The sequence below is a fragment of the Simiduia aestuariiviva genome (genome assembly GCF_014192475.1).
In the GTDB taxonomy this organism is placed as follows: Bacteria; Pseudomonadota; Gammaproteobacteria; order Pseudomonadales; family Cellvibrionaceae; genus Simiduia; species Simiduia aestuariiviva.
In genome coordinates, this window is the sequence record NZ_JACHXZ010000003.1 from 291,374 (window position 1) to 315,951 (window position 24,578).

26 protein-coding genes are annotated in these 24,578 nt (G+C 55.2%); 13 read left to right on the forward strand and 13 right to left on the reverse strand.

Features of this window, described 5'->3' with window-relative positions:
- Positions 1 to 91: 91 nt before the first annotated feature.
- The 7 genes from FHS30_RS11005 to dnaX all read right to left on the reverse strand — a co-directional run bounded on the left by FHS30_RS11005 (position 92) and on the right by dnaX (position 5,624).
- The gene (locus FHS30_RS11005; RefSeq protein ID WP_183910533.1) at positions 92 to 457 is read right to left on the reverse strand and encodes a hypothetical protein; all 366 of its coding nucleotides are present in this window, start codon (positions 455 to 457) and stop codon (positions 92 to 94) included.
- A 43-nt stretch (positions 458 to 500) separates the two neighbouring features.
- Positions 501 to 950 (reverse strand): YcgN family cysteine cluster protein, encoded by a 450-nt coding sequence (locus FHS30_RS11010; protein ID WP_183910534.1) that lies wholly within the window; start codon positions 948 to 950, stop codon positions 501 to 503.
- 3 nt (positions 951 to 953) lie between these two features.
- The gene (locus tag FHS30_RS11015; RefSeq protein WP_221197261.1) at positions 954 to 1,250 is read right to left on the reverse strand and encodes a YcgL domain-containing protein; all 297 of its coding nucleotides are present in this window, start codon (positions 1,248 to 1,250) and stop codon (positions 954 to 956) included.
- A complete protein-coding gene (rnd, locus tag FHS30_RS11020) occupies positions 1,243 to 2,418 on the reverse strand; it encodes a ribonuclease D (RefSeq protein ID WP_183910535.1) in 1,176 nt (391 codons plus the stop codon). Before rnd ends, FHS30_RS11015 begins: the two co-directional genes overlap by 8 nt.
- On the reverse strand, positions 2,418 to 3,011 hold the full coding sequence (gene recR, locus FHS30_RS11025) for a recombination mediator RecR (RefSeq protein ID WP_183910536.1): 594 nt from the start codon (positions 3,009 to 3,011) through the stop codon (positions 2,418 to 2,420). Before recR ends, rnd begins: the two co-directional genes overlap by 1 nt.
- Before the next feature lie 26 nt (positions 3,012 to 3,037).
- The gene (locus FHS30_RS11030) at positions 3,038 to 3,361 is read right to left on the reverse strand and encodes a YbaB/EbfC family nucleoid-associated protein (protein ID WP_183910537.1); all 324 of its coding nucleotides are present in this window, start codon (positions 3,359 to 3,361) and stop codon (positions 3,038 to 3,040) included.
- Between the two features lie 67 nt (positions 3,362 to 3,428).
- Entirely contained in the window at positions 3,429 to 5,624 is a 2,196-nt protein-coding gene (gene dnaX, locus FHS30_RS11035) for a DNA polymerase III subunit gamma/tau (protein WP_183910954.1), read from the reverse strand.
- 194 nt (positions 5,625 to 5,818) lie between these two features.
- Here dnaX and mobB point away from each other — a divergent pair, with 194 nt between their 5' ends.
- The 10 genes from mobB (at position 5,819) to FHS30_RS11085 (ending at position 13,796) form a co-directional block, all read left to right on the forward strand.
- Positions 5,819 to 6,361, forward strand: a complete 543-nt coding sequence (gene mobB, locus FHS30_RS11040) for a molybdopterin-guanine dinucleotide biosynthesis protein B (protein WP_183910538.1) — start codon at positions 5,819 to 5,821, stop codon at positions 6,359 to 6,361.
- Entirely contained in the window at positions 6,354 to 6,866 is a 513-nt protein-coding gene (gene moaB / locus FHS30_RS11045; RefSeq protein ID WP_183910539.1) for a molybdenum cofactor biosynthesis protein B, read from the forward strand. Before mobB ends, moaB begins: the two co-directional genes overlap by 8 nt.
- Positions 6,863 to 8,059, forward strand: a complete 1,197-nt coding sequence (locus tag FHS30_RS11050) for a molybdopterin molybdotransferase MoeA (RefSeq protein ID WP_343049067.1) — start codon at positions 6,863 to 6,865, stop codon at positions 8,057 to 8,059. The genes moaB and FHS30_RS11050 overlap by 4 nt, the downstream gene beginning before the upstream one ends.
- Positions 8,056 to 8,367 carry a DUF1244 domain-containing protein gene (locus tag FHS30_RS11055; RefSeq protein ID WP_183910540.1) on the forward strand — a complete coding sequence of 104 codons (312 nt, stop codon included), beginning with the start codon at positions 8,056 to 8,058 and terminating at the stop codon, positions 8,365 to 8,367. The genes FHS30_RS11050 and FHS30_RS11055 overlap by 4 nt, the downstream gene beginning before the upstream one ends.
- A gap of 8 nt (positions 8,368 to 8,375) precedes the next feature.
- The gene (locus tag FHS30_RS11060) at positions 8,376 to 9,275 is read left to right on the forward strand and encodes an MOSC N-terminal beta barrel domain-containing protein (protein ID WP_183910541.1); all 900 of its coding nucleotides are present in this window, start codon (positions 8,376 to 8,378) and stop codon (positions 9,273 to 9,275) included.
- A complete protein-coding gene (locus FHS30_RS11065) occupies positions 9,262 to 9,885 on the forward strand; it encodes a TetR/AcrR family transcriptional regulator (RefSeq protein ID WP_183910542.1) in 624 nt (207 codons plus the stop codon). The genes FHS30_RS11060 and FHS30_RS11065 overlap by 14 nt, the downstream gene beginning before the upstream one ends.
- A gap of 177 nt (positions 9,886 to 10,062) precedes the next feature.
- Positions 10,063 to 10,416 (forward strand): c-type cytochrome, encoded by a 354-nt coding sequence (locus FHS30_RS11070; protein WP_183910543.1) that lies wholly within the window; start codon positions 10,063 to 10,065, stop codon positions 10,414 to 10,416.
- A gap of 2 nt (positions 10,417 to 10,418) precedes the next feature.
- Positions 10,419 to 11,780 carry a D-arabinono-1,4-lactone oxidase gene (locus FHS30_RS11075; protein WP_183910544.1) on the forward strand — a complete coding sequence of 454 codons (1,362 nt, stop codon included), beginning with the start codon at positions 10,419 to 10,421 and terminating at the stop codon, positions 11,778 to 11,780.
- A gap of 9 nt (positions 11,781 to 11,789) precedes the next feature.
- Entirely contained in the window at positions 11,790 to 13,094 is a 1,305-nt protein-coding gene (locus FHS30_RS11080; RefSeq protein ID WP_183910545.1) for a DSD1 family PLP-dependent enzyme, read from the forward strand.
- 27 nt (positions 13,095 to 13,121) lie between these two features.
- On the forward strand, positions 13,122 to 13,796 hold the full coding sequence (locus FHS30_RS11085) for a hypothetical protein (RefSeq protein ID WP_183910546.1): 675 nt from the start codon (positions 13,122 to 13,124) through the stop codon (positions 13,794 to 13,796).
- Between the two features lie 68 nt (positions 13,797 to 13,864).
- Here the strand turns inward: FHS30_RS11085 and FHS30_RS11090 are convergent, their stop codons facing one another.
- Complete coding sequence (locus FHS30_RS11090) at positions 13,865 to 15,316, reverse strand: pectin acetylesterase-family hydrolase (RefSeq protein WP_183910547.1); 1,452 nt, start codon at positions 15,314 to 15,316, stop codon at positions 13,865 to 13,867.
- Between the two features lie 349 nt (positions 15,317 to 15,665).
- On the reverse strand, positions 15,666 to 16,109 hold the full coding sequence (locus tag FHS30_RS11095; protein WP_183910548.1) for a group II truncated hemoglobin: 444 nt from the start codon (positions 16,107 to 16,109) through the stop codon (positions 15,666 to 15,668).
- A 202-nt stretch (positions 16,110 to 16,311) separates the two neighbouring features.
- On the opposite strand from FHS30_RS11095, the gene FHS30_RS11100 reads away from it, so the two are divergent.
- On the forward strand, positions 16,312 to 17,145 hold the full coding sequence (locus FHS30_RS11100) for a choice-of-anchor L family PEP-CTERM protein (protein WP_183910549.1): 834 nt from the start codon (positions 16,312 to 16,314) through the stop codon (positions 17,143 to 17,145).
- A 49-nt stretch (positions 17,146 to 17,194) separates the two neighbouring features.
- Here the strand turns inward: FHS30_RS11100 and FHS30_RS11105 are convergent, their stop codons facing one another.
- The 3 genes from FHS30_RS11105 to FHS30_RS11115 form a co-directional block, all read right to left on the reverse strand.
- Positions 17,195 to 17,719: a DUF4124 domain-containing protein gene (locus FHS30_RS11105; protein ID WP_183910550.1), complete on the reverse strand. Its 525-nt coding sequence runs from the start codon at positions 17,717 to 17,719 to the stop codon at positions 17,195 to 17,197.
- A gap of 11 nt (positions 17,720 to 17,730) precedes the next feature.
- A complete protein-coding gene (locus tag FHS30_RS11110; protein WP_183910551.1) occupies positions 17,731 to 18,933 on the reverse strand; it encodes an alkane 1-monooxygenase in 1,203 nt (400 codons plus the stop codon).
- 103 nt (positions 18,934 to 19,036) lie between these two features.
- On the reverse strand, positions 19,037 to 19,963 hold the full coding sequence (locus tag FHS30_RS11115; protein WP_183910552.1) for a LysR substrate-binding domain-containing protein: 927 nt from the start codon (positions 19,961 to 19,963) through the stop codon (positions 19,037 to 19,039).
- A 109-nt stretch (positions 19,964 to 20,072) separates the two neighbouring features.
- Here FHS30_RS11115 and FHS30_RS11120 point away from each other — a divergent pair, with 109 nt between their 5' ends.
- Together FHS30_RS11120 and FHS30_RS11125 are read left to right on the forward strand one after the other, a co-directional pair.
- Positions 20,073 to 20,654, forward strand: a complete 582-nt coding sequence (locus FHS30_RS11120) for an FMN-dependent NADH-azoreductase (protein WP_246341287.1) — start codon at positions 20,073 to 20,075, stop codon at positions 20,652 to 20,654.
- 23 nt (positions 20,655 to 20,677) lie between these two features.
- Positions 20,678 to 21,481 (forward strand): pirin family protein, encoded by an 804-nt coding sequence (locus tag FHS30_RS11125; protein WP_183910553.1) that lies wholly within the window; start codon positions 20,678 to 20,680, stop codon positions 21,479 to 21,481.
- A 103-nt stretch (positions 21,482 to 21,584) separates the two neighbouring features.
- Here the strand turns inward: FHS30_RS11125 and FHS30_RS11130 are convergent, their stop codons facing one another.
- The gene (locus tag FHS30_RS11130) at positions 21,585 to 24,077 is read right to left on the reverse strand and encodes a hypothetical protein (RefSeq protein ID WP_183910554.1); all 2,493 of its coding nucleotides are present in this window, start codon (positions 24,075 to 24,077) and stop codon (positions 21,585 to 21,587) included.
- Positions 24,078 to 24,578: the final 501 nt, after the last annotated feature.

The window sequence follows — 24,578 nt, forward strand, 5'->3', positions numbered from 1 at the left end:
TCATAAGCACTGTTTGGGGTGTGTTTGCTAGGGATATTAAAGGCGCTACCCATCCCTTAACAGGCAGTGCTTTTACTAAATTGGAATTGGTTTAGCTTTCCAGTTCTGGCTCTGGTTCTGGCGTAGGCACTTTGCCAGAGCGCCACTTCTGCCAAGCAAAGCGAGCTAACAAACTCAATATCAGTGCCGCTACCCAAACAAATGCCATCGGCCATAAAACTCGCATGACAGGCTGATCGGTAAACAACCCATCGAGCACCAACACAAAAAAGGCCGGTGCCCATTGGGGAATGTCCGGCGTCAGCGCCACGGGCGTGAGCAACCAAGCGCCCACTGTGACCGTGGCGAACTGCGCCAACTCGCTGCGCTGTCGAAACATCCACCAAGTTGAAATCATTAACCCCACCACGCCAACCAAGTAGGCGTACCACATCAGGGGAATCGTTGGATCTTGCATTGTTTCTCTCCAAACATTTATCTAATCAGCACAACGTTCGCGCTTACAAATCGACCCAGTGCACGACTTCTTCTTGCCAATCATCTTCGGGCACAGTGTGCAGTGGTTGAGCGCGACCGCGCACCGAGATACCGGCGGCGTGAATAGACTCGGGCGAGCCCGAAATCAGCGGGTGCCAATCGGGCAAGTCCTGCCCTTCAGCAATTAACCGGTAAGCGCAGGTCACGGGTAGCCAATGAAACTCGGTAATTTTTTCAGCGCGCAACTGCAAACAGTCGGGCACTTTTGCCACTCGGTTGGGGTAGTCGGTACAGCGACAGGAATGCAAATCTAATAGATTGCAAGCCAATCGCGTGTAATAGACCTCGCCGTCGTCGTCATCTTCCAATTTTTGCAAGCAGCACTTGCCACAGCCATCACAGAGCGCCTCCCACTGGCTGTCGCTCATGTCTGCCAGCGGGATTTCTCGCCAGTAGTCTCGATGCCAGGCCAAGGATTAAACCAACTTTGAGTTTTGTTGGTTGATATCTGTCATGTAACCCTCTTTCGGCGGCGGCAATTGCAAATAGTAACCACGCTCAGTGAGCGCTTCGCGCACTTTATCCACATCCACGCGTGCCAATTTCCGACCGTCGCGCAGCAGGAGTGTCATCACGTGTGCGGGCTTGCCAAATTTTTCCAACAACGCCTCGGGCACTCGCGCCAACCCCTCGGTTTTTCGCACATACAAATACATCTCCGAATCCTTTGGGCTTCGATAGATGTCACATAGGTTTTGAATGGCATCAGACATGTGGGGTCTCTTGTTGATCTTCGGGTGCATAATCAGGAGCATATTCGGGAACCAGAGCCTGTGCCTCACTGTGCAATAGTTCACCGATAATAGGATAGCGCCAGCCGGTGAAACTGTCAGGTAATTGCGGCTGCCCCGCCAACACTGAGCGCGCCAACGCCTCTAAATCTTTTTTACGGGTCAATATTTCCGGAGTGATGCGCTGGGCGTCCGACACCGATTGTGCAATGGCCTTAAAGCGTTTCAAGACTTCACCCTGACGCGGCGTAAAGGGTTTGGGCATCCGGTCCGGCAGGCCGTTGGCTTCGGCCTTGGCTATCAATGCCAACAGGGTGTCGCTGTATTCGCGCAGAGCACGGCTGCCCATGCCCTCTATATTTGCAAGCTGCTTTGCACTGGTTGGCTTGCGGCGCGCCAATTCCCAAGCGGCGCCCTCTTTCATTAGCCGATTGCGCGGAATATCCAATTCGCGGGCCGTGCGCTCACGCCACACACAGACGTCCCGCAAGATCGCCAACTGATCGGGGTACAACTTCCACGCGAGCTTTATTTTGGTGTAAGCGTCATCAAATTCTGTTGGCTGCTCTGCAGCCGCTACCAGTATGGCGCACTCTTCACGCACCCATTCCAGGCGACCTAAGGCCTTTAACTCGGCTAAAATTTTTCCGTAGGCCACCAGCAAATAGGCCACATCGAGTGCCGCGTAGTGCAATTGCGACTGACTCAGCGGGCGCTGCATCCAATCGGAACGCGTCTCACCTTTCTCTAAGCCCACCGACAGCAACTGCTGAATTAACGCGGCATAGCCCTGCGAAAAACCAAAATTCGCAAACGCCGCGGCAATTTGTGTATCGAACATCGGCTTGGGTACAACATCTAACAGGTAGCGAAATACTTCCAAGTCTTCAGAGCAGGAGTGAATCACTTTGACGGTGCCGGGGTGCGTCATTAACGTGGCCAGCGCCGACAAATCATCAATGGCCAGAGGATCGATGAGGTAGCACCCCTGACCATCGCCCACTTGGATCAAACCCGCGTGTGGATAATAGGTTTGACTGCGCATGAATTCCGTATCAATGGCAATGGCGGCCTGTTGCTGCCAGCGTGCGCACAGTGATTCCAACTCTGCCTGTGTATCCACCCAGATGGGTGTCGTTGCAATGGTCATTAAATTTTTTGCCTGCTTGAAAAGGCGTGCGCCAGTGTGCCGCCATCAATAAATTCGAGTTCGCCACCCAAAGGCACGCCGTGGGCAATGCGCGACACGGACACGTCGGCTCGCTTGGCGCGCTCGGAAATGTAGTGGGCCGTGGCCTCACCCTCAATGGTGGGGTTGGTGGCCAAAATGACTTCTTCTATATCGCCCTCGGCCAACAGTGTTTGCAGCTGATCTAAGCCGAGATCGCTGGGGCCAATGCCGTCGATGGGTGACAAGTGCCCGTGCAACACAAAGTAGGTGCCTTGATAGGTGCCCGCCTGCTCAATGGCGAGCACATCCGCGGGCGTCTCAACCACACACAACATGGATTTGGTGCGCCGCTGGTTGTTGCAAATACTGCATTGATGTTGCTCGGTAAGGGTGCGACAGCGGTTGCACTCGCCCACCCCGGCGACGGACGCCGACAAGGCCTTAGCCAATCGATCGGCACCCTCGCGGTCGCGCTCTAGTAGATGCAGCGCCATGCGCTGGGCCGACTTGGGCCCGACGCCGGGCAAACAGCGCAAGGCACTCATTAATTCGTCAATTAGCGGGCTAAACATTCAGACAGCAACTCGGGCAGGCTCAATTAAAAGGGCATCTTAAAACCGGGTGGCATAGGCATGCCGCCGGTGATTGCGCCCATCATTTCTTTGTTTTTCTCTTCGACTTTGCGCACCGCATCGTTCACAGCGGCGGCCAATAGATCTTCCAGCATTTCTTTATCTTCGCTCAGCAAGCTGGGATCAATGGTCACATTGCGCACGTCGTGACGGCCATTCATAACCACCGACACAAGGCCGGCACCGGCGGCGCCCGTCACTTCGGCGCTGGCCAAATCCTCTTGCATCTTTTGCATTTTTTCTTGCATTTGTTGCGCCTGTTTCATCAGGTCGCCCATATTGCCAAACATCGTATTACCTCGTTGTTACGTGCACCGATTTGCTACTGCTCGCCGGTGCAGATCATTACTCGTGTAGTTAAAGGGGCTCAACCGTGGACTCATCGAGCCGCGCCTGAAACGTGGCCTCTAGGCGTTTGAGCAGCGGATGATTTTTGACACTGTCGAGCGCCTGCGCCTGCTTTTCTGCCCGCAGTCGAATGGCGGTAGCCGAGGGCGTTTCGCGGGTGACGGTGCCCGCGCTGATTTCCACCGTCACCGGCTCATTAAAATACGCAGTCAGCGCATCGGCCAAGCGCTGTTGATGGCTGACATCAAACAGATTGGCATTGGCTTGATCGAGTGTGAAGCGCAAATGGTTGCCCGACACCGCGTCCAAACAACTATTGGCGGCGGTACTTTGCAACACGCCCCCCACCTTGAGCGCCAAATACAATTCCACCCAGTGCTCCGGTGTGAGCGAAGACAAATTCATGCTTGGCGGTGACTCGGCCGGCGCAGCTTGCTGTTGCGGGGCCACCACAGCTGCAGGCTCTGGGGCGGACACCTGCGGTGCGGGCGGCGCTGATTGGACTTTGGCAGTTGGTGTTTGCGCCGCAACAGCAGGTTCAACCGCGGACGGGCGCGGCTGAGGCTTTTGTGAAAAGCTAGGCTGAGGCTCTTGCGACAGGCTAGGCTGAGGCTCTTGTGACAGGCTGGGCTGAGGCTCTGAAACCACCGAAGGCGCGGGTTCATCGTCGGCATACAGGTTGGAACTTGCCTCATCGTCGTCTGCCCACGGCGGCGTGTCGTGCGCGGGCGCCTGGCACTCCGCTGCGTTCGCAGGGGCAAGATTTTCAACAGACGTATTTTCGTGCACCGCTACCTCTGCCACTTGAGCGACAGGTTGCGCGGGCGCAGCAGTAGGCTCTGCCGACATGGCTGCTGGCTGTGGAGGAGCGGCTTGTGAAACAGGTTGCTGAGGCTCACTCGACGGCATCGCTGCCGAGGCGACAGCCGCAGTTTGGCTAGCCTCGGGAGCCTCGGGAGCCGCGGGCTGTGGCGGTATCGGCGCGGGTGCTGGCGCGGCTGCAGGCGCAGATGCGGTAGCAGGCGTAGATGTAGTAGTTGCTGCAACCGGTGCCGGCGCGGCAGACGCTGGGGTGCCGGCGGGCGGCGCACTTAGGGCCGCTTTTGGCAGGTCGGCAACACCTTGGGGCTTAAAGGCCATCATGCGCAACAGCACCATGTCGAAGCCCGAGCGCGGGTCGGGCGCCAAGGGTAAATCGCGCCGCCCCAACAATGCCGTTTGGTAAAAGAGCTGCACATCCTCGGCGGGCATCTGTGCCGCCAACGCCACGATGCGCTCGCGATCGCCAAAGCTGTTGTCGATGGCTTCAGGCATGGCCTGCGCGATGGCAATGCGGTGCAGTACCGACAAGATTTCCGCCAACGCGCCTTGATAATCGGGCGCATGCTCGGCCAAATGATTCACCGCGGCAAACAAGGCCGGCCCATCACTGGCGGCCAGTGCGTTGAGCATGTCGTACACCAAGCCCTGATCGATGGCGCCCAGCATGGCCCGCACATCGGCGTCTTGCACCTTGCCGTTGCCAAAAGCGATGGCCTGATCGGTGAGCGATAACGCATCGCGCATGGAGCCATCGGCGGCCCGTCCCAGCTGCCAGAGCGCGCTGTCGTCAAAGGGCACCAGCTCTTTTTCGAGCACAAAGGCCAAGTGGCCCACGATGCGCTCTGGGTTCATGTTTTTTAAATTAAATTGCAAGCAGCGCGACAAGACCGTCACCGGCAGCTTTTGCGGATCGGTGGTGGCCAACAAAAATTTAACGTGCGGCGGCGGCTCTTCCAGGGTTTTGAGCAGCGCGTTAAAACTGCTGGTAGATAGCATGTGCACCTCATCGATGAGGTAGACCTTGTAGCGGCCGCGCGTGGGCGCGTATTGCACGTTTTCCAGCAATTCGCGGGTGTCTTCCACCTTGGTGCGACTGGCGGCATCCACTTCGATTAGGTCAACAAAGCGACCCTCGGCAATTTCCTGACAGGCGCCGCACTGACCGCACGGCTCGGAGCTGACGCCCGTCTCACAGTTCAGGCACTTGGCCAAAATGCGCGCAATGGTGGTTTTGCCCACACCGCGGGTGCCGGTGAACAAATAGGCGTGGTGCAAGCGGTTGTGGTCCAGGGCATTGATCAATGCCTGTAGCACATGCTCTTGGCCCACCATTTCTCGGAAGATGCGGGGCCGCCATTTGCGGGCGAGTACCTGATAGCTCATGGGCGCTAAACTGCCTGTGTCGTCGTTATAAGTGGCTGAATTGCCGACCAATTCATTCAAACGAACTAGTATATCCCAGTGCCCGCACAGAAACACTGACGGCGCACCACACGGGGCAAATTGATCGGTGTCACGGCGTCAGGGTGCCGCTATCTGGTAAACTTCGGCCACCTGATACCGAAGCCTCTAACCCTATGAAAATCATCGGCATTACCGGCTGGAAAAACAGTGGCAAAACCACCTTAGTGACGCGCTTGGTGGCCGAACTGTGCGCCCGCGGCCTGCGCGTCTCTACGGTGAAGCACGCCCACCACAACTGCGATGTGGATCAACCGGGGCGCGACAGCTACCAGCACCGCGAGGCCGGTGCGCACGAAGTGCTTTTGGCGTCGGGCAAGCGCTGGGCCTTGATGCGTGAACTGCGCGACGAACCGGAGCCAGAACTGGGCGATCTGCTGCCCCATTTGGCGCCGGTGGATATCGTCGTAGTGGAGGGCTTTAAGTTGGCCCAGCACCCTAAAATTCAGGTGATTCGGGCTGCCAACACCCTAGCCCCTCTGCCCGAACAGGCAAGAAATTTAGTGGCCATCGCCACCGACGACCCCGCCCTGGTGCCCGCCGACTACGGCTGTGAAGGGCCCCGATTGGCCATAGACGACATTGGCCAAGTGGCGGATTTTGTACTGGCCCACACAGGCCTTGCGGCCCCGTTAACCCAAGGACACCCCCATGACTGATTTCCACCCTCTCAACATTGCCGTACTCACAGTGTCAGATACGCGCACCGAAGATACTGACAGCTCGGGGCGCACCCTGGTGGATCAACTCACTGCTGCCGGCCATCAGCTGGCCCACAAAGCCATTGTCAAAGACGACATCTATCAAATTCGCGCCGCCTGCTCAGCCTGGATCGCCGAGGTGGAGGTCAACGCTATTTTGATTACCGGCGGTACAGGATTTGCCGGGCGCGACTCCACCCCCGAAGCGGTGACGCCGCTGTTAGATAAAGAAGTGACCGGGTTTGGCGAGCTGTTTCGGCAGGTGTCTTACCGCGATATTGGCACCTCCACCATACAATCGCGCGCGCTGGCTGGGCTGGCCAACTATACGGTGATCTTTTGTTTGCCAGGCTCCACCAATGCCTGCAAAACGGGCTGGCAGCTCATTGCCGAGCAATTGGACGCCCGCCACAAGCCCTGCAATTTTGTAGCGTTGCTGCAACAAAAGGCGAGCCCACTGTGAGGGCCGATCTGACGCCCGTAGACGTCGCGCTCGACCGCATACTGCGCCACGCACTGCCTTTGACCGAGCGTGAATCGCGCCCGCTGGCCAGTTGTCTTGGCCGCACGCTGGCCGGCGATCTGCACGCCCCCATCAACGTGCCCTACGAAGACAACAGCGCCATGGATGGCTATGCCATCAACACCCGCGACCTGCTGGAATCACCGCTGGCAATTAGCCAGCGCATCGCCGCCGGCCAAGCCGCACAACCCTTGGCGCTCGGCAGTTGTGCACGCATTTTTACTGGCGCCCCGATTCCAGAGGGGGCCGATGCGGTGGTCATGCAAGAGCAATGTGAAACCGAGGGCGAGCGCGTGCGCTTTCCACTGCAGGTGGAGCCGGGCAACAACATTCGCCGAGCGGGCTCTGATTTGCGCGCCGGCGAGCGGGTGCTGGCCGCCGGCCACACATTGCAGCCACAGGATCTGGGGCTGCTGGCATCCCTTGGCTTAACCCATGCCGAGGTGGTGCGCCCGCTCTCAGTCGCCATTATTTCCACTGGCGATGAACTGACGCCTGCCGGCGAGCCGCTCGCGCCAGGTAAAATTTATAACTCCAACGGCCCACTGCTCACAGGGTTGCTGGCAAAGCTGGGCATAGCCGCGCGTCACACTCAGCTGCCCGACGATGCGGCCGCCATTCGCGCGGGCCTGCAGGCGGCGGCACAATCAGCGGATCTCGTCATTACCAGCGGTGGCGTGTCCGTAGGTGAGGCAGACCACGTTAAACAATGCATTGCTGAGCTGGGTGAGTTGTCCGTGTGGAAGCTGGCCCTCAAACCTGGCAAGCCGCTGGCCTTCGGACGCATTGGCGAGACGCCATTCTTTGGCCTGCCGGGCAACCCCGTGGCGGTTTTTGTGACCTTCCTCTTGTTTGTGCGGCCGTTTATTAAACGCCAGCAGGGCCAGGTCAACGTGCAGCCCCTGTGCATAAAAGGTCGCACCAACTTCACGCGCCCGGCCTCAAATGTTCGCCAAGAATATCTACGCGTGCGTCTCCAAACGGACAACGGCATTACCGCTTACCCCGATCAAAACTCCGGTGTCTTGTCGTCCACCAGCTGGGCCAACGCGCTCGCCATCGTGCCGCCGCACACCCAAATTAACGAGGGTGATACACTGGACACCCTGCTATTTTCAGAGTTGTTATCGTGACTAAAATTACTGACCTCGACGCCCAAACCCAATTGGAATTGGAAGCCGCCGCCTTTCGCCGCCTACTGGCACATTTGGATGAGCGCAAAGACGCCCAAAATATTGACCTGATGAATTTGGCGGGCTTTTGCCGCAACTGCTTAAGTAAATGGTATGCCGCAGCTGCCGAGGAAAAGGGCATTAACATCGATTATGACGAGGCCCGCGAGCGCGTGTACGGCATGCCCTACAGCGAGTGGAAAGCCAAGCACCAGCAACCGGCCAGTGCCGAACAGCTCGCCGCCTTCGACAATAAATCCAAAGGCTGATTGCACCCGTGGCCATCACTGTCACCGACTTGTTCATCTACCCCGTCAAAAGTTTGCGCGGCCTGCGACTCGAACGCGCCAGCCTCGATATTCGCGGACTAGCTGACGATCGCCGCTGGATGATCATCGACCAACACCAGCGCTTCGTCACCCAGCGCACACTGCCTGCGCTGGTAACCATACACACGCACCTCACCGACGATGGCCTTTGGCTGCAAAGTCCTGACAGTGAATGTCGCGTTTCGAAAATTTTTTCGGGCGACCCGACCCCTATCACCGCCCACATTTGGTCTGACGAGGTGCAGGTGCTGGACGAGGGCCCCGCCGTCGGCCAGTGGTTAACCGAGGTACTCAAGCACACGTCGCCGCTGCGATTGGTGCGCCTGAGCGACCAACCGCGACCGCGCGCCAAACCCGAGTACTTAGGGCCGGCGCACACCGTGTTCGCCGACATGGCGCCGCTGCTCATCGCCAATCAGGCAAGCCTCGATGCGCTAAATCACGCCCTCGTCGACGGCACTGAAGCGCCGGTACCTATGGATCGGTTTCGCCCCAACATCGTTCTCACGGGCCTCAACGCTTTTAGCGAGCACCGCATTGCGCGCTTGCGCCACAGTGATTTTTCGCTCGCGCTGGCCTATCCCTGTGAACGCTGCGTGGTCACTACCGTGGATCAAACGACGGGGCAACGGCACCCGCAGGGCGAGCCCTTCCCCACCCTCACCCGCCTCAACCCCATGCCCGCCTACGGCAGCGGCGCGCACGCCAAACCGGCCAATCTCAAGGCCCCAGCCTTTGCCGAAAACGCCTATTTAACGGGCGCTGAACGCGGACTGCTGATGGTGGGCGATCGCCTGTGGGTGGATGAACTGCGCACTCTTGAGTCCCCGCCCAATGCCCTCGGATAATCCGCTGTCGCCCCTGCTGCTGGAAAAAAATCGACCCCAGCAGGCGCGCGCCATTGCCACCTATGAGCGCATTTTGGCAGCGGCGGCGCAGTTGCTTAGCGAGGTCGGTGTGGACAACATTTCTACCAATCTCATCGCCGAACAAGCGGGCATTACGGCGCCCGCGCTGTACCGCTACTTTCCCAACAAATATGCCCTGCTCTATACCTTGGGCGCGCGCCTCATGGACCGACAAAATCAAGTGCTGATCGCTTGGTCTGAACGGCATCAACACCATCAAACAGCGCTGATTGACCATATGCTGCCACTGCTGGAGGAAACCTACGCGGTCACTGCAAATACGCCGGCGGGGCTGGTACTGATGCGCGCCTTGCGCGCCCTGCCGGTGATGCAAGATGTACTGCTGGAATCCCACCGCGCCATGAGTGAATGGGCACTGGCACACTGGCCCCTGACCCGCGCCAAAGACAACCTGCGCCGCCTGCGCCTGACGCTGCAGATGGCCACAAGCGCGATCGAGCTGGCTTTGGAAGATCCAGACATGCCGGCAGAGTTCGCCCTGCGGGAAGCCGCGACCATGCTGCAGAGCTACTGGCGCCAGCAAATATAACGCAGCGCATTCCAGCCCATCGCCCACCGATATTTCATGGCCATTGCCAAAGGGCCTCATTGCCCGCTAGTATTCGAAAAGTTAATCATGACTATCTTTTTAAATTGCTCAGTTACTATCACCGCTGACCCACATGAGCGGAAGCGCACAAAGAGGCGCACAAAATGGAGAAAAACCATGCAACGACAGCTAGGCTTGCGCCAAATCCTCCCAGTAATCCTCTGCGTGATCTCACTCAGCGCCTGCGACAATGCCAACCAACCTGCGCCGCGCAAGCTACAGCCCCAAGATCCCGACCTCGCCACTTTGTACCAGCGCAGTTGCTTTGCCTGCCACGGCACCGGCAACCCCACCGCGCCGCAAACTGGCGACCTGCACAACTGGGCACCGCGCATGGCGCAAGGTATGGACACGATGATTGATCACGTCGTGGAAGGCTATCGCGGCATGCCACCCATGGGGCTGTGCATGGATTGCTCTGCGGAAGATTTTGAACGGCTAATTGAATTTATGGCCACGGGGGCGGAATAGCTGTGGGTTCCCTCGGCCGCCGCGCGCTACTGCGACAATTGGTGCATCTAAGTCTGGCAGCGAGCCTAGCACCGTGGCAGCTCGCGCAGGCGCGCAAACCCATCGGCTGGAAAAACTGGTCGGGTTCACAATCCTGCCTGCCGCAGCGACGCGTAGCGCCCGACACTATTGTCGCGCTGCAGCAGCTAGTGGCCGATGCCCGCGGCACCCTTCGGCCCGTGGGATCCGGTCACTCTTTCTCAGCTTTAGTGCCTACAGACGACACGCTGATTTCACTCGCGCGACTGCCGCAATTCGTCAATTGCCACGCCGACGGGAGCGCCACCATTAGCGCCGGCAGCAGACTCGGCGATCTAGGCGCACCCCTGGCCGAACAGGGTCAGGCGCTCATTAACATGCCCGACATTGACGAGCAAAGCTTGGCCGGCGCGCTGGCCACGGCCACCCACGGCACCGGCGCCACTATCGGCTGCCTGTCGAGCTTTATCCAACGCCTGACCCTAGTCAAAGCCGACGGCGAGCTTCTGCAATGCAGCGCCACCGAGCAGCCTGACATTTTTAATGCGGCGCGGGTACATTTGGGCGCCCTGGGCTTGGTGACGGACTTTCGTCTGCAAAACACCCAGCCCTACCACCTCGTACGCACCACCGAATGGCGCCCCATAGAAGACATTCTGGCGACCATCGACGGCCTTGCCGATCGACATCGCAATGTTGAGTTTTACTACATTCCCTTTTCCGGCATGGGCTTTACCGATGTACAAGACATCACCGATGCGCACACCAGCAGTACCGATAAGCTCGATCAAAACGATGGCGCAGAAACACTCAAACAAATCCGCGACTGGCTAAGCGCCACGCCCCGCATACGCGAATTGGTATTGAGCAGCTACATGAAATCGCTCGACAAAGAAGTCAGCGTTGCACCCAGCTGGCAAAACTATGCCACCGAGCGCAACGTGCGTTTTAACGAAATGGAATATCACCTACCGCGCGCCACGGGGCTAAACGCCGTTGCGGAAATTCGCGCGGTGCTCGAGCGACATTTTCCCGAGGTGTTTTTTCCCATTGAAGTTCGCTTCGTCAAAGGCGACGACATCTGGCTGAGCCCCTTCCACCAGCAAGACAGTATTTCCATTGCCGTACACCGTTTTTTCAGCGAAGACTACCGGCCCTATTTCAACGCCGTTGAACCCATTCTGATAAAACACGGTGGCCGCCCACACTGGGGCAAACTGAACAATCTCGATCGCCACCAATTGCGTCAACGCTACCCACACTGGCAGGACTTCTGCGATGTGCGTGCAGCATTGGATCCCACGGGAAAATTTTTAAACCCCTACTTGCGCGGCCTATTTGGCTAGGAGTGCACCATGGACGAGCGCCGTAACAAACCGCCCTTGCTGGCGCGCCGAAAATTACTCACCGCAGGCGCCCTCGCCGGGCTGGGTGCTTGGCTGATCAAACCGAACGATCGCGGCGCCAATCACACTCCCTACTATGAACAACTGAGCGCCAAGCTCAACCAGCTAGCGTTGGCAACGCCGCGGTTAATCATCGATAAACAGCTTCTCAATCACAACATTGATCGATTAACACACCACGTTGGATCGCGCTTTAACTACCGCATTGTTGCCAAATCCCTGCCATCTACTGCGTTGCTTGCGCATGTCATGGCGCGGGCCAACAGTCATCGCCTCATGGTATTTCACCAACCCTTTTTAAACGAAGTTGCGCGCGAACTGCCCCATGCGGACGTGCTCATGGGCAAACCCATGCCGGTGCAGGCCGCAAAAAACTTTTACCGCATTCATCACGCCTCGACCAGTACATTTAACCCTAGCCTGCAATTGCAATGGCTCATCGATTCTCCCGAACGTTTAGCTGCCTACGCCGCCTTGGCCGATGAATTACACCAACCCATGCGGATCAATATTGAACTGGATATTGGGTTGCATCGCGGCGGCGTGTCACACCTCGACACTCTGAATGCTCTGATTGAGCGCATCAATGCACACCCGCTGTTGCGGTTATCCGGGCTCATGGGTTATGAGCCGCACATCGTTAAACTGCCTGGATCAGTGCACCACTGGCAGCAACAGGCCCACCAACACTATCGGGCTGCCATGCAACGTATCGCGCACTATTGCAACAGCGAGACGATGGAAACCATGACCTTCAATTGCGGCGGCAGTCCGACTTACCAGCTCTACAACCAGGGCCATTGGGCATTTAACGAATTGGCCGCTGGCTCCTGTCTAGTCAAACCTACGGATTTTGATCTACCCACCCTGTCAGACCACCGCGCCGCTTGCTTTATCGCCACACCAGTATTGAAAAAGCTCCATGAAACTCGCATTCCCGGCATTAATCTCGGCAAGCTACAAGCGCTCTGGGACCCGAATAAAGCACAAAGCTTTTTTACCTATGGCGGCTATTGGAAAGCGCATCCAGAATCTCCACGGGGTTTAAGCTACAACGCACTCTACGGCCGGTCCACCAATCAAGACCTGTTAAATGGCTCAAACAGCGTGCAATTAAATGTTGATGACTGGATTTTCCTGCGCCCCACACAAAGTGAATTCGTGTTTTTACAGTTTGGCGATCTCGTCGTCATCGATGCCGAGCAGGAATCGCACTTTTGGCCCATACTAAGCGCACACGCTTCGGCGGCATAGCCGCACCTTGAATAGCAGGAGGCTTTTGTGAATAAAAAATGGGTTTGGGGATTTCCACTCGCCGTCGCCATCGCCATAGCCGCTGGCAAATTAATGCAGGTGCAGGATGCACCCAATAGCGTCGCCAATCATAAACTGAGACCACAGAGCACTGCACCAGAGCAACCCGCAAATGAGCTCACAAAAACCTCTGCCGCCGCCGAGAATTCACACCCTTGGTTACAACATCCCCAAGTGCAGGCCTACTTAAAGCGTCAGGCCGATAAAGATGCAATGCGCGCCTACTTCAACAGTGACGACAATGATCCTGAACAGGCGCAGGCCATGTGGGATTACATTGAATCACTGGAGCAAAGCAATGCGGTGATGGGCTTTGAAGCACTGCATTTAAAGATGGCATGGCTGGAAAAAAACAGCGCATCGGAAGAGGAGTTTAAAACCCGCACAACCGAGCTGATGGATAAATTTCGACGCGAGGCTCATGCGAGTGCGGCGAAATACAATCCAGAAAACACCCCTGAGTTTAAAAACTATAAACAGCAGGAAAAGGCCATTGTGGCTGAAGTACAAAATATGACGTCATTTCCCGACGGTATGACTCAACAGGCCTACTTGCGCCAGCGGCTGCTGGAGGCGCGCATGGATGCCTATCAAGGTGAGACTAACGCAAACAGCGCTACTGACGACGATGATGACGACTAGCAGGCAACGCCTGCCAGTCGCTTATACTTAACTTTTCCTATCAATTTACTTTTAGTTTTACCTAGCCCCTACAACAGGCCTTCAACTAAATCGTAAAACCAATCGTGATTATTGATAAAGTCTGAACTATTGTCCGTTTCCACCGCGCGTATTGGTGCGCCGCCTCGGTAATTCACCACATTGTTCATGAAGTCATATAGCGACAATCCCAACTCCTCAATCTCACCATAGCGGAAGTCCAATACCGTGGTGCAGTGGCTTTCATTAAAGTCGCGGTACATGGGGAAGTAATAACTCCAATTTCCTGTCGCCGCCAATTGGGGAATTAAATTATCCGCCGTATCCTGTTGCCACTTGGCCCGCAATTTATTGAGCTTTTCGTTGGCGTCCGGCTCATTTTGGATGTCGTCGTAGAAGCGCTCATAGGAATAGGAGCTGAAGTTTCCATCGGCAAGAAAGTGCGTTATGCCAAGTCGATCACTTGGGAATTTAGCCGATAAACCGCCGTACAAACTCGCCAAGCGGTTAGTGTCAAATCCCGGGGTGATTTCGCGCAGCATATTGATAGGGTTTTCGTCTGCGGGATTGCCCGATGGGCTAAACATAGTCCACGAACTCAACACTTCGCGATGCAGTGGCAGCGATGGGTAGCGTTCATTGTCCGTACTTGTTAGCGGAGCATCGTACAAAGGGCCCGAGTCATCCACTAGATAGCCATAACTGCTTTCAAAATGACCCCGCAACTTGGAGTAATTTAGCAACGCTCCAATACTGCCCGCACTGCAGCCCGTCACCGCCATTTGGGTTGGCTTTTTCAAATTGTTTTTAACCCAGGAGGTCACAGCCTGCACATTGCGCAAGCCATTGTGGTGCCAAACCAAGTCTTCGTTTTGGCCCGCGGGGTCTTCGTAAACCACAGTTTTATCACCCACGTAAATATCACCGGTGCAATAGGGAACATACACAATGTTCCATTCGCCAGTTTTAAACTGGTTGTAGGGATGATGGGTATAAATTATCGGTGATGCCGCGGCTGTACCCAAGTTGGCCGAATTTTGGAAATCCAAAAGGTTGATATTTTGAACATAGTTATCGGGAATGCCGTTCGGATTGCGCGCACCGCGAATACCCGCTTGGCCAGAACAACTGGCATAGTCCCAACACGCGCCACCGCCCTCGAAATAGAACACCGTGTTGTTGGTATCTGGCACTCGATAAACAAAAAATTTGAACGGCGAGCCATTGCCACACATGGCGCCACTGCTCAGCGGCACATCGACCTTCTGCCAATTGTCATAATTGCCGGGGTTAAAGCCATCGTTAAAACCCGCCACTTTTTGCTGCAGTGGATACATCCCCTGCGTTTCGGAAAAAGTCACCGGGTCATTTGCGGATTCTGGATAGAAAAGATTACTCAGTGTTTTCCAAAAGCCATAGTCACCCGGTTCGGCCTGAACGGTCTGCACCGGTAGTAAAACCATCGCCATTGAACACAACAGCACGAAACGCAGTGTTTTCATTGTCTTGCCCCTGTTCATAATTATTCGAAAGCGCCACCCATTGCGGCGGCGACAATTGTCGAACAGCGGGAAGACTAGACCGCGCAAGCTAAGCACTAGCCGAAGCGGACAATATCAAACAAGGCATGCCAGACCGTGAAAACCTACACATCGAACAGTAGTGCGCAGCACTGCACGCAGCTACCCCAGCAGGCCGACACACAGCCATCCCTCGACAAAGGTTGATTGCAGCCTAGCCAGCGGTAGGTGGGGCGTCCAGAACTGTTTCTTCATGCGACTCACGGGTCACATAGCCGCCAGAAATATCAAACAATAGTACTAGCTAGCTTTTCGTTTTTAGTAGAAATCCCTAATCTGCTGTGTGGCTGCGCTGCTCGCGTGCCACCTGAGACATCTGCCGAATGCGTTCAGCGGGGACTTTCAGCTGGTCGAGCAAATACACCTTAAATTCTTCATCGTAGGGCATCCGCTCTAGGGCCTTTTGCATACAAAACAACCAGGCGTCGCGCTCCGATTCCGTCACATTTAAATGCGCATGCACTTTAGGGATGTTGATGGGCCCATAGGACTCGGCAAACAGTCGAGGGCCGCCCAGCCAACCACACAAAAATCGTGTGAGCTTATCGCGCCGCACCAGGTCCGCGTCCGTGTGCATGGCGTGGATTTTTTGCGCCACGGACTGCTCGGCCATGGCATCGTAAAAATAATCGACAAGTTGCTTGATACCCTCGTACTTACCAGCGCTTTGAAAAGAATTATCCATCAAGCCAAAGGGCTTTTTAGCTGCAAACATCGTGTTAACTCTGGGTGTTTAGGCGGTCGTCCATCATACGGTTCACACTTTTGTTCAGCAAGCAAACGCTGCCTCAAGCCCATTTGAACTAAGGCATTAAACCCATCAAAAAACACGGCAAATGGCACATCCATTGCTGATTTTGGAAGCGCCTCAGTAGAGGCTATGAAAAACTCTATAAACAGCAACAAAGGAACATACGATGAAAAGGAATCTCATCTATTCAGCTCTTACCGCCTGCGCACTTTTATGCGGAAATGCTGCGCAAGCATTGGTCGTCACCCCTGAAAGCGACGCAAATCTGCTTGCCAATAATATTGCCGGCAGTGGGATTACCATTAGCAATGTAAATTACATTGGTGCATCCGGCGCGTCGGGATTATTTACAGATGGGCTGAGTTCTGGCCTTGGATTTGATACAGGGGTACTACTTACGACAGGCTCTGCGGCAGGCGCAGTGGGGCCCAATAATGTAAGCAATTACAGCGTCAATAACAGCATGGCCGGAGACAGCGATTTAGATAGCCTGTCTGGTGTTACGACTAACGATGCCACTAGCTTATCGTTCGACTTTGAATTCGACGGCGGCAGCGGCGGAGATATCTTTTTTAACTTTATTTTTGCCTCTGAAGAATACAACGAGTATGTGGGATCAACCTACAACGATGTGTTTGGACTTTTTGTAAATGGCACAAATATCGCGCTTTTACCGGACACCACTCCCGTCACCATCAACAATGTGAATAACACCAGCAATGCAGCCTACTTCAACGACAATGCCGCTGGCACGCACAACATTCAGTACGATGGCTTTACCAAATCGCTCAGTGTTTCTATGAAGGGTCTTTCCGCAGGTTTACACACGATGAAATTCGCAATCGCTGACGGCACCGACTTTGCTTGGGATTCCGGGATATTTATTCAAGCCGGCTCTTTCTCTGATACGCCAACCGATGTGCCAGAGCCAGCGCCTATGCTACTGCTATCACTTGGTTTAATTGGTCTAGGCTTCGCTCGTAAACGCGCAAACACCTAATCGCCCAACTTGAAGGATCGGCGGCAACTCGCACTGGAGTTGTTGCCGATCACTCTCCTGCCCCAGACAGCGCTGCATTGCGCTCGCGATTTATCCGATCCACCATTTCTTGAGTGCTCGTTACCGGATCGTTATTAGCGTTGTCTTTTTCATTTTCAGACTGGATGCCGCCAATAACATTTCGGTTGGGTTCCAATGCGATAGCCTCCGCATCAACCCCCGCAGGCGGCGCCTCGCCAAAATGCGTCACACCCTGTGCGTCAACCCAGCGATACACGTGTGTGGCGCCACTGGAATCCACCGTCATGGCGTCAGGCAATATATCGGCGGCAGAATCAGTAGCCGATAAGGTGGCTTGCTTGGCCGATTGCAAGGTTCGCGCCACGGTTGCCGCCATTTGATCAACGCTGAGATCGGGTGCAACGCGAGTGGTGGCATCAGACCAGCTATTTATGCCCAGCAGCGACCAGGGCGTATGGCCTGTGCGCAAGTACAACAAATAGCTGCTCACACTCAACATTAAGACACTCATCACCAGACTTTTAAGTATCCATTTACCCATGTAACCAAACATCTATTTCTCCATTAGGATCCAACAGGCGCACTGCCGTAACGCTGCAACAATGCCGCGCGGCTGGCGGGATCTATGTTGACCTTCGACAAATCACCTTGAATGTGGCCGAGAGACAACAATCGAGGGTCCATCACTTTGAACCAAAGCTGCGGAAAATATGCAACTAAAAACATCCCATAGTACCCATTGGGCAAACGCGGCAAATCGGGAAAATCGCGCAGCGACTGATAAGCGCGCGCCATGTTGGCGTGGTGGTCGCTATGGCGCTGCAGATGAAACAGTATTTGATTGGTGAGCTTATGGTTCGAATTCCACGAGTGGTGCGGCGCACAGGGCTCGTATCGCCCGTTGTCACGCTTCGCGCGCAGCAAGCCATAGTGCTCAATATAATTCGCACTGGTGAGCTGCCACCAAGCCAGCACATTGTGGATCAATAAAAAGGGAAGCATCTGCCAACCCAACCACACCAGGATGCCACCCTGCAGCACGATTGATATTGCATAGGAGTGTAAAATTTCATTGTGAATACTCCACGGAGCGCGCCCCTGCTTCGCCAATCGCTGCGCTTCCAATTGCCAGCCCCGCACTAGGGCACCCGGCATTTCGCGCAGAGCAAAGCGGTAGATGCTCTCCCCCATGCGCGAGGACGCCACATCCTCTGGCGTCGACACGTGACGATGGTGACCGCGATTGTGTTCAATCCAAAAGTGTCCGTAGAACGGCACAGCCAACACACACTTTGCCAGCCATCGATCCAGGCTGCGGGTTTTATGCCCCAACTCGTGCCCGGTATTTATACCCAAGCCGGCTGCGAGCCCAACCGACATACTCACCGCCAAATAGCCCCAAACACTCACCTCGTGAGTTGCCAGCCACCAAGCCGCCCCGATAAACGCGAGATAGTGCACCGGCACCACCCAGTAAGTGAGCCAGCGATAATAGCGATCTTGCTCCAATTGTGGCACCACCGCTTCCGGCGGATTATTGGTATCTTCACCAATCCACCAATCCAACAGCGGAAAAATCACATAGCCCTGCAACAACGGATACCACAACAAAACCTCTAGATCGGTGAGCATATAAAGGCCGATTCCGATCCAACAAAACAGCGGATTAATGACCGACCAAGCCCAGGCCCAACGCTTTCCATCACGGTATTCAATGGTTTGCCCGTGCGCGTCTAGGGCACAGTAAGTGTGATTTAACCAACGCATGTGTGCAATCTCGCCCAATGGATGTGTTATCAATAATCTGCCAATAACTCAGTAGGCGCAATGTTTGGCGCACCAATCCACGCAAGGGCGCCCACGGCAACAGCTATCGGGCGACCTTGTCGGATTCCAGGTATTGCGCAAATAGCCCGTCGGCCTGAATAACCTCACAAAACCATTGCACACCACGCCCACTGCGTGCCTCATCCCAGGCGAGATAGAGCGGCACCTGATAGCTGGGCTTGATCGCATCTAGCGCGACGAGCGCACCCTGCTCAATCAAGGCCTGTACGCGCCCCTGTGGCAAAAAGCCAAAACCCAAGCCCGCCACAATTGCCTGCTCTTTAGCGTAGTAGTGGTCCACCAGTATTTGACGTCGCACCTCATACAGCCCCACCGAGCGCGGCGCCAGCCGCCGGGCCGAATCGCGCAAGACTATTTGCGCATGGCAGGCTAGGTCCGATTGCGCGAGCGATTTACGGCGCCGGTTCACCAGCGGGTGCGTTGGCGCACACACCAAGCGGAAGGCCAAAGAGCCCAAGGGCGATTGCTGCACCTTGAGATCCGTGGGCGGATGCTCTGAGACGCCAATCAACAGGTCGGCTCGCTGATCTGCCAAGGCTTCCCAACTGCCGCTCAACGCCTCTTCGCGAACATCTATTTCGACGTTGGGTTGCAGCTCTGCAAAGCGTGCGATCGCTGGCCACAAGGGCGCCATGGGCAGAATGGACTCAACCACGAGTCGCAGCCGCGGCTCCCAGCCGGTGGCCAATTGGCGGGCCTCAACTGTGAGCTGCTCGGCACCGTCGAGTAGACGGCGGGCCCGTTTTAGCACCTGCCGGCCGGCTTCGGTCATGACCGCGCGCTGGCCAGAGCGATCGAAAAGTTGTAGCTGCAAATAGTCCTCCAACTGCTTAACCGTGTACGACAGCGCCGAAGGCACCTTATGCAGCTCTAGCGCCGCCGCCGCAAAGCTGCCCTTGCGGTCGATGGCATCCAATACGTGTAGGGCCTCTAAGGTCAGCAAGTTCACCACCATTCAATTTTTTTGATTAATGAGCTCAAAATATACCGCTTTTTAAACGTATTCTCCGGTTTTATAGTCACCACATCATCGTTCAGTGTGAAATTGGAGCCAAAAAATGTCGTCAAATATGCAGCTACTTGTCATCAGAACCAGTATTTTAGGGGATCAATCCAGCTCGAACAAATTAATTGATCATTGGATAGCCGAACATCGACCCAGCCACGTGATCGAACGGAACCTTGCCGCCGATCCCATTCCCCACCTCGACGGCGAGCGCTTTGCTGCCATTAACGCGTCGGAACCCAACGCGACTCAGGCACCCATTCAAGCGCTTTCCGATGAACTGATTGCCGAGATTGAACGCGCTGACGCCATCGTAATCGGCTTGCCCATGTACAACTTTGGCGTGCCGTCACAGGTGAAGGCGTGGATGGATCACCTAGCGCGCGCAGGCCGCACGTTTCGCTACACCGATCAGGGGCCTAAGGGCTTGCTCGCCGATAAACCGGTCACGGTGTTAGCCACGCGCGGCGGTGCCTATGCCGACACGCCACACGATCATCAGGCGCCCTTTGTCGCGCAGTTTTTGGGATTCATCGGGCTGAAAAACGTAAACTTCATTTACGCCGAAACGCTGGCCTCGGCACAGCGCGACGACGTGCTGGCCTCGGCGCGCTCGGTCATTGCAGCCGCATAGCCATCGCCATCTAGGGAGGCACCATGAAAAGCATTGTCAAGATCATCCAAGCACAACCCACGCAGGACGGAGCGGGGGTCAAATTATTTCGCTCGTTAGGCACTCACCTGTTGCCGGAGCTGAACCCGTTTTTGATGCTCGATGAAATTCGCGCCGACGAGGCCAGTGACTATTTAGCGGGGTTTCCATCACACCCGCACCGGGGATTTGAAACGGTGACCATCATGCTCGATGGCAAAATGCGCCACCGCGACAGCCGCGGCAACGAGGGTGTGATTGAATCAGGCGGCGTGCAATGGATGACGGCGGGCAGTGGCATCGTGCACTCTGAAATGCCGGAGCAATCCGAAGGGCGATTGTGGGGCTTTCAACTGTGGGTCAATTTACCGGCGGAGCACAAGATGATGTCGCCTCGCTACCAAGACATCAAAGCCGCAGAAATACCCGTAGTTAATTTTCCCGGCGCACAGGTGCGCGTTATGGCAGGCACAGTGCACAATCACACTGGACCGGTAACTGACATAGTCACACGGCCAACACTGCTCGATGTGCATCTCGATGGCGAACTGAACCTGACGCTGCCACCTCGCACCTTGCTGTATGTCTACGAAGGCGCACTGACTATTGGCGAGCAAACCGCGCGAGCGCAACAATTGGCAGTACTGTCCGAAGAATCTTCGCTAACTATGACAGGCAATGCCAAGGCGCTGGTATTTGGTGCCGATGTGTTAAACGAACCCATTGCGCGACATGGCCCCTTTGTAATGAATACCCGCGAGCAATTGATGCGCGCCTTTGAAGACTACCAATCGGGTCAGTTCGGCTAGCCACATGTCCCCATAAAAAAAGCCCGGCAAAGCCGGGCTAATGATGACAACTGCATTAAAACCGAGAGGAAGTCATCGAAGGGTTTTCTTCATCACATTCACATTACTGCACCTCGCCGTCGATGACTGCAGGCGCGCCGTCTACTGTTGGCATATCACCCATTTCATTGACCAGGGTCACTTCCGAAGGCAGTGGCGCGGCGGGATCGTTGGCCACCAAATCACCGCAACCGTTGGCGTCCTCTGCCATCTGGCGCTCGATGTCGCGCGCCTTTATGACATATTGATTGTCGCCACCCATGCTCACGCCATCGGCAATACTGAAGGCGGGATTCCAACGATCGCCATTTTGTTGATGCGGAATGCCACCGAAATCACCCTTGCCGCCATAATGAATCTGGAACGTTTGACCGTCGCGTGAGCCAGCATCGCCGCTGCGATCGTTGGCATCGGTGTGGCGATAGCTAAAGTTGATGGGGCGATCGAAGCCCACCAATTCTCCGGTGCTATTGTCAACCAAGCTGGTTTGACGCTGCCATTGATCGAAGCCGGTTTCCCACTGGTAGTAGGTGGTCACTAATTCCGAGTCATGAATATCCCAAACATTGGTCAACAGCGCGGCATCTGCAGGCAGCACCATGGCACCGGAGCGCAGGCCCCACGCCCAGGGCAAGTTAGCGGATTGCAGGGATTCCTTTGTCACGGTATCGGCAAATACCACAGCTTCACTATTGGATGTACGGACCAAGGTCATACTGTTATCACCCGCCGTAGAAAAGCTGTAGCTTGGCGCAGCGCCCATGGTATCCGGATTGAATAGCGGGCTATTCTCTGCGCCCCAGTCGCCTAGGAGACTGTCAGTAATTTCGCCTTTAGGGCAATCAAATAAGCACACCAGTGAGAGGTCGCCATCGCCAAAAACGTCCGCCTCTGCGCCCGTTAAAACGGTTTCTTTGTAGAACTTTAAGGTGGTCGCACCAGCCTTGTAACGCACCTGACCGCCCAGCTGATTGGACCAGAAATTAAACACATCCCAGTCATTCACTGCAGTCAACGCGACCGGAGTATTCAGCTCTTCTCGGGTCGGGCCTGAAGAAGCTACACCGGTATCGTCCTGCCCACCGAAGGTCATACCCGCAACTTTGTAAAAGCCATCAGTGTCGGCACTATCTTCGGCCACCGTCAAGTAGCGCACAACCCATTGGTCGTAACCCGCTGAATTAGCGGAATCATCCCAGTACATTAAGTCAGTGCCGCGCGCATCAGCCAAGGCTAAACTTTCCATTTGGAACTGCACCAAGCGACCCGGCGCAGATTGCACTGTGTATTGCTGCGCCGCACTATTGCTATCACCAAATGTTTCGCGCTGCACAACAGTGCCGCTGGCCAGCCCTTCACCGCCATCAACCCACACGCCGTGGTAACCCACATAACCGTGGCGATCGAACGTGCCATCATCATCGGAGTCGTAACGGATTGGGAAGCCAGAATTAATGGTTACACGGTCGCCAGAGTCAGCATCAAATAAATCATAACGCCAAACATTTTCATCAAAATTTTCTCGACTTAAGCACTCGCCCGCACTGTTTTCGCCAGACTTGTAGGGCAGACTGTCGAAGTCTTCCGCCGTTTGCACCAAGACGTTTGATTCGTCAAAAGACAACGCAAAGGTATTGCCGCCGGTAAAAAATGAACTGGCTTCGCTGTAGCCCGTTAATGCAACACCATCACTCATGTCATTGCGCATAACCACGCTGGCCATCTGCTCGCTCGAAAACGCAAATTCGCCCTCGCCCATGCTATTTTCTTCATAGAGCGTAAAGCCTGTAAAACCGTCGAGCGCATCCACTGTTAAAATTTCGCCACCGCCGAATTCATTGGCAGACCCCACCAAGGTATCAACCATTTTCCAGCTAAACGAAAACTTGCCAAAGGGGCTATCATCGCTCGCACCCTCGGTGATAACTGCACGCATCTTGACGGACATGGCGCCTTCTGGCCCATCACCGGCTACGTCCTTAATCCACGCCTCAACAATTAATGGCGAGGTGTCGTCTTCACGGGTAGCGTTTACCACAGCATTGATAAATGTTTTACCTGAATCACTACTTTGCGCCTGACCATTTTCGCCCAGCTGCGTTTCACCACCCTCTTCGTTAAAACACTGCCCCTCATCCACCAGCGCCAAATAGGCACCTTCGTTGACGAATTCGTTGGCTTTCAATTTGCCCGCAAAGCACAGAATGCTGTTTACCATTTCTACGGGTTCTAGGGCCTCAACCCACGTGTGAATTTTTTGCGGTGCCAAGGTGTAATCGGTACCGGCGTCACTCGCTAAGGTTTGCACGCCAGCCATGACACCTTTGCTGGAAATTTGACGGAATGTGGCCGGGCCACTGCCATTGGCGCTCACTACCTGCAAGGTTTCCGGTAGCACCAAGGATTCAGTTGTCTGGACGGTTTGGGTGGGCTCAGGGTTCGGCACCACAGTTTCAACAATAGCTTCAGGGGCAGAGGAACCACCGCCACCGCAAGCGGCCAAAATGGCCAAGGTCGAACAAACACCAAGGGTTGGGAAAATGCGTGAATTTGTCATCTGTTAACGCTCCGCGAGTCTGTGCTCAATTAGGGAATTCGACTGCCACTGTCGCCGCCCAATCCAATTTGCGTGGGCAGAAACACTGTAGCGCAGTTTTAATAACAAAACAGAATAGGAATCGCACACTTTTAGCCTCATAATAACTATTGCGAATATCAAATACGAATGAGTCCCATTAAGGCCCCTTTAGGAACGGCAGGTTAGACAGGTAAGCATGCTTAATGACACATTGATTTAAAAACAGCGTAAAAAAATTACGTGCACGACACTAGCGACACGTGAAAAATCGACGATTAATTACCTAACGAGCTAAAGACAGCTTGGGCTAGAAACCAATGGTTATCAGTAGAGTGGGGGCAGGGACTCATTCGGCCCTGATACCGGCCGATTAGTGTTGGGATGAATCGATATCGAACGCCCCTGTTGAGCGTGATTTCGCACAATCATTGACACCGCAGGCGGCCATCTCTCTGCGTCACGAAACCTGTATGTAGCTAT

Coding starts and splice junctions, on each gene's coding strand:
- FHS30_RS11005 (WP_183910533.1), bottom strand. CDS start 457: ATGCAAGATCCAACGATTCCCCTGATGTGGTACGCCTACTTGGTTGGC.
- FHS30_RS11065 (WP_183910542.1), top strand. CDS start 9,262: ATGCCCTCGGATAATCCGCTGTCGCCCCTGCTGCTGGAAAAAAATCGA.
- FHS30_RS11100 (WP_183910549.1), top strand. CDS start 16,312: ATGAAAAGGAATCTCATCTATTCAGCTCTTACCGCCTGCGCACTTTTA.
- FHS30_RS11110 (WP_183910551.1), bottom strand. CDS start 18,933: ATGCGTTGGTTAAATCACACTTACTGTGCCCTAGACGCGCACGGGCAA.
- moaB (WP_183910539.1), top strand. CDS start 6,354: ATGACTGATTTCCACCCTCTCAACATTGCCGTACTCACAGTGTCAGAT.
- FHS30_RS11105 (WP_183910550.1), bottom strand. CDS start 17,719: ATGTTTGGTTACATGGGTAAATGGATACTTAAAAGTCTGGTGATGAGT.
- rnd (WP_183910535.1), bottom strand. CDS start 2,418: ATGACCATTGCAACGACACCCATCTGGGTGGATACACAGGCAGAGTTG.
- FHS30_RS11080 (WP_183910545.1), top strand. CDS start 11,790: ATGGACGAGCGCCGTAACAAACCGCCCTTGCTGGCGCGCCGAAAATTA.
- FHS30_RS11130 (WP_183910554.1), bottom strand. CDS start 24,077: ATGACAAATTCACGCATTTTCCCAACCCTTGGTGTTTGTTCGACCTTG.
- FHS30_RS11090 (WP_183910547.1), bottom strand. CDS start 15,316: ATGAAAACACTGCGTTTCGTGCTGTTGTGTTCAATGGCGATGGTTTTA.
- mobB (WP_183910538.1), top strand. CDS start 5,819: ATGAAAATCATCGGCATTACCGGCTGGAAAAACAGTGGCAAAACCACC.
- FHS30_RS11015 (WP_221197261.1), bottom strand. CDS start 1,250: ATGTCTGATGCCATTCAAAACCTATGTGACATCTATCGAAGCCCAAAG.
- FHS30_RS11070 (WP_183910543.1), top strand. CDS start 10,063: ATGCAACGACAGCTAGGCTTGCGCCAAATCCTCCCAGTAATCCTCTGC.
- FHS30_RS11030 (WP_183910537.1), bottom strand. CDS start 3,361: ATGTTTGGCAATATGGGCGACCTGATGAAACAGGCGCAACAAATGCAA.
- recR (WP_183910536.1), bottom strand. CDS start 3,011: ATGTTTAGCCCGCTAATTGACGAATTAATGAGTGCCTTGCGCTGTTTG.
- FHS30_RS11120 (WP_246341287.1), top strand. CDS start 20,073: ATGTCGTCAAATATGCAGCTACTTGTCATCAGAACCAGTATTTTAGGG.
- dnaX (WP_183910954.1), bottom strand. CDS start 5,624: ATGAGCTATCAGGTACTCGCCCGCAAATGGCGGCCCCGCATCTTCCGA.
- FHS30_RS11095 (WP_183910548.1), bottom strand. CDS start 16,109: ATGTTTGCAGCTAAAAAGCCCTTTGGCTTGATGGATAATTCTTTTCAA.
- FHS30_RS11125 (WP_183910553.1), top strand. CDS start 20,678: ATGAAAAGCATTGTCAAGATCATCCAAGCACAACCCACGCAGGACGGA.